1 pseudogene is annotated in these 414 nt (G+C 44.2%); it reads right to left on the reverse strand.

Features of this window, described 5'->3' with window-relative positions:
- Positions 1–414 (reverse strand): annotated as a pseudogene (locus F1E73_RS17405) (LPS-assembly protein LptD); the annotation flags it as partial.

A 414-nucleotide genomic window follows, 5' to 3' on the forward strand; every position in this document is an offset into this window, starting at 1 on the left:
AATGGAATCTGGAACTACCTCATTATTCCCTTGTTTAAAAAACGGTAATTGGGTGTAATTGCCCAGTGAGTCCTTAATCCGACCAGCATAGACTTCATTTTTGGTGTAGTCCATGACAATGACCCCTGCCTTTAGCTCGGTGTCTTGATAGTAAAGCTCTGCCTCGTTGTACAAGTAGATTTTCTGATCCTTTTTGCTCATTTTCACATAATCCTGGGCCCGGTATTTGATTTTGTCCAAGAGCAAGGCTTGCTTTCCGGCAGTAGAATCTATTTTGGTAGCATCGGCCAAAGCAATAGAGTCCTGTAATTTAGGATCCGGAATCAGCGGGGCAACAATGGTGTCCTTCTGCGCGGCAATGGGCAATGGGATAATTTTATCTTCTTGGGCCGTGATGGTAAATGCGCCAAATAG

It is taken from the genome of Arenibacter lacus (assembly GCF_008711145.1).
GTDB classification, from domain to species: domain Bacteria; phylum Bacteroidota; class Bacteroidia; order Flavobacteriales; family Flavobacteriaceae; genus Arenibacter; species Arenibacter amylolyticus.